Source organism: Kitasatospora sp. NPDC032150 (assembly GCF_055579945.1).
Window position 1 is genome coordinate 1 of sequence record NZ_JBVIMH010000094.1, and the last position, 3,227, is coordinate 3,227.

The following is a 3,227-nucleotide window of genomic DNA, read 5'->3' on the forward strand; positions in this document are numbered from 1 at the left end:
GGGTGGTCCTCCTCGCCGCCATCACCCAGGGCCGACTCCTGCGACACGCCCTGCCCCTGCACGACCTCACCGGAGCCGTCGCCGTCCTCCGACTCCGCCGGTTCGGACTCGTGCTCTTCGTCGTCGGACGCGTACTGCACGGCCTCGTAGGAGAAGTCCTCGTCGGCCTCGGAATCAGTCTGGTCGTGCCACCGCTCCTGCAGCTCGGGCCAGCTGGGCGCGGTCCCGGTGGCGTTCTTCGCGATCAGGGCGACCAGCCGGTACCGGTGGCCGTTCTCCACGTCCGTGCCGTCCGGCGATCCGTTCAGGGTTCGGATCAGCTTGTCCACGTCGTCAATCGAGACCTCTTCCTGAGGGCGCAGCCGGTGCTGGGTGCGGATGAAGTCGGCCGCCGCCCGGACCGCTGTCAGACGCTCCAGCGTCACCCCACCGTCTTCGCCGTAGACCTGCCCGGTGAGTCGGGCCAAGTGCCAGACCCGGACGCCTGCCTGGTCCCAACCACCCGGTTTGCCCGCGGTGTTCACCGCGGCCGCCGCACTGAGATCGAGGCCGATCTTCTCCGCTACCGTCCGCAGGTCGCGCGCGGTTCTGATCGGCCCGGTTCCGCCGAGGGACCGGAGGGTGTTGAGCATGTCCCGGTGCTGACGCCGGAGCTTGCGGAGCCGAGGCTTGTCGAGCATCGGAAGGTCCGAGCCGAAGAGCACCAGCGGGGGTTCCTCCTCGCGTGCGACGATACGCACCCGACTCTTCCCGCCAGCACTCTCCTCCTCGGTCTGCGAACTGATGACGATGCGAGTGCCGGGCACGAACAGCACTTCGGCCTCATTTTCCATCCGCGAGAAGATCGAGATGTCGCGGCCACCATTCCCGCTCGCCTCCAGGCAGACGAGTACCGGGTGCGAGACGACACCCTTCTGATAGTAGTCGAGGAATTGCTCGGCCTGCGCCAGTTCCCGACTGAAGCTGGAAAACTTCCGGAACTCATCCTGCTTACCGCCATACTTCTGGGAGAACATCCGGCCGAAGGCCCCCGCCGGGTTCGCACCGAACACCCTTTCACCGCGGTAGACGGTTCCGAACGCGGGGGGCAGCAGGCGGAGCGCCTCCCACAGGATGTCTCCGTGCAGCAGCATGTCCGCCTGTATGCCCGGCAGCAGGGGTTCCAGCTCCGTGTGGAGGCGGCGTCGGAACTCGGATTTCCTCGCAGGCTCCAGCGTCTTTCCGTCGGACCGCTCCTCGGCCATCTCCGCGAGGATCTCGGAGATGGCCGGCGCATTCCTGATCGAGCGGGGCAGCCACTTCTTGTTGATGCCCTCGACCTTCTCGTCGATCAGCGCCTGGGCCTGGACCCTCAGGGCCTGCTTCTGGGCGATTCCGGCGTATTCCGTCAGGACGTTGATCAATGAGTACGCAGATCCACTGTAAACGTCCAGCGCGATGAAGTGCGCCAGGCTCAGATTTTCCAGGACCTCCGCGGCGGACGTGGCGTGGTCCGCCAACCATTCCTCGACGCCGGCGTCCCCTTCATACCCGTCACGGATGTCCGTGAACTTGTTCACGAGGCCGCGCGCGCGATCGTACAAATCGTCGGAGACCTCCATGAAACCGCCTTCCTCGGGCCGTTTCGCCACCTTTTTCATGTAAACGCGTTCGTGGGGGAGGTAACCGCTCCTGGCCACGTCGTGGCGGAGTTCCTCCAAGGGGATGCCCGGGATGTTCCGGTACAGCTCGGCCGCGTCGCCGAACGCCTCGGGCGGCAGCCCCGGCAGGACGCCCGTCGCGTCGACGCCCTTGAGGATCTCGTACACCGAGTGATCACCAGTGGGGATCATCCACCCGAACAGCGCCAGCACCAGGTCCTCGGGCCGCACGCCTTCGACGTCCAGGAGCTTGAAGGCGTTCATGAGTTTCGCCGAGGTCGCGGAAATGCCCGTGGCCACCGGCATGCCCGCGTGGTCGTGGACCTCCTGGTACCAGCGGGACCGCGGGTCGACACGGTACTGTGCGCCGCCCGTGACCCAGCTCAGGGGGAGTTCCGGTCCTGACAGAGGCCGGTCCGCGTTGACGGAATCCAGGTCGGATGCCCTGGGGTTGACGAGCGTCTGCCGCTCCTCGACCACCTTCACCAGCTTGGTTATCGGGCCCTCCGATCCCCCGGTGGCCGGGCCGCGTTCGACACGGACGGCGATCACTCCCGGCTGCGCACGGAGCGCCTCGGGGTCGATCGCACCGTGCGCGCCCCGCGGGGCCGCGTCCAGCGGGACCTCTTCACTCCTGAGGCCCATGACCTCCATGACCTGAGTGGAGCGCAGGAAGGCCATCTCCCATTCTCCCAACCCGATCCTGAGGCGCTCGTAGTCGCGCGGTGTACGAGCATTCGCTTCGCGTTCGTCCTCCGGGCGCGTGGTGCGCGCGGCGAGGCTCGCGAGGTACGCGCGGCCGTCGTTCAGCCAGTCCTTGGACTGGGCGAAGATGTTGCCCGTGGCGAAGACGTCCTCCTCGAGCATCGTCGCCTTGCCGGGTGCGACCATGCTCAGCATCGAATGGAGGCGCGCCCGGGCCGTGTTCTTCAGGAAGGCTGCCTGACGGCGCAGTTCGGCCACGTTCAGCCCCAGGTGGTCGGCCCGCTCCCAGTCCCCCTTCCCGACGATGTCGTTGAGCACGGTCTTCAGGTTCATCGGGCTGTCTTTGAAGTACGCGGCGTTGAAGAACATCGTCATGAGCTCACGGACGTTGCCCTCCTCCAGGATGAGGCCGAAGTCCCCGGCCGCCCGCTCTCCGACCTGCCCCGCGGAACGCAGGTCGTTCGACAGGAAGGTCTTCACGATCTCCTCGTCGCCAGCCTCGGGGTGGGCGGCCCGCAGCAAGCGGAACAGGCGCAGCACGGACTTCCGGGCGGCCCTGGTGGCCCGACCGCTTGCGAGGCTGTAGGCCCCCAGTCTCTGCTCGAACTCTTCGGCCTCCGAAAAGTACTCGGGGTCCTGGAAGACCGGACGGGGGCCGAACGCCACCGCGCCGGGGATCGGGGCGTAACCACCGGCGGTACCGGCGGCAGCGGGCGGCCCGAACCCTCTCGGGGCGTCGAGCGAGTTGGGCGGCAGGCTGCCGTCCGGCGGCAGGTGCGCGCCCAGCGTCCGCACAGCCACCTCATCGGTGGCCGTACCCAGCGACAGGTGCTGCCAGTGGCCTCCGCCGCCGACCCGGGGACGTCCCTGCGCGTCGAACCC

The 3,227-nt window shown here is 67.6% G+C and carries 1 protein-coding gene; it reads right to left on the reverse strand.

Annotation, left to right across the window (positions count from 1 at the left end):
* On the reverse strand, positions 1-3,227 hold a 3,227-nt coding region (locus ACZ5ON_RS35880), incomplete at both ends, for a hypothetical protein (RefSeq protein ID WP_465601785.1).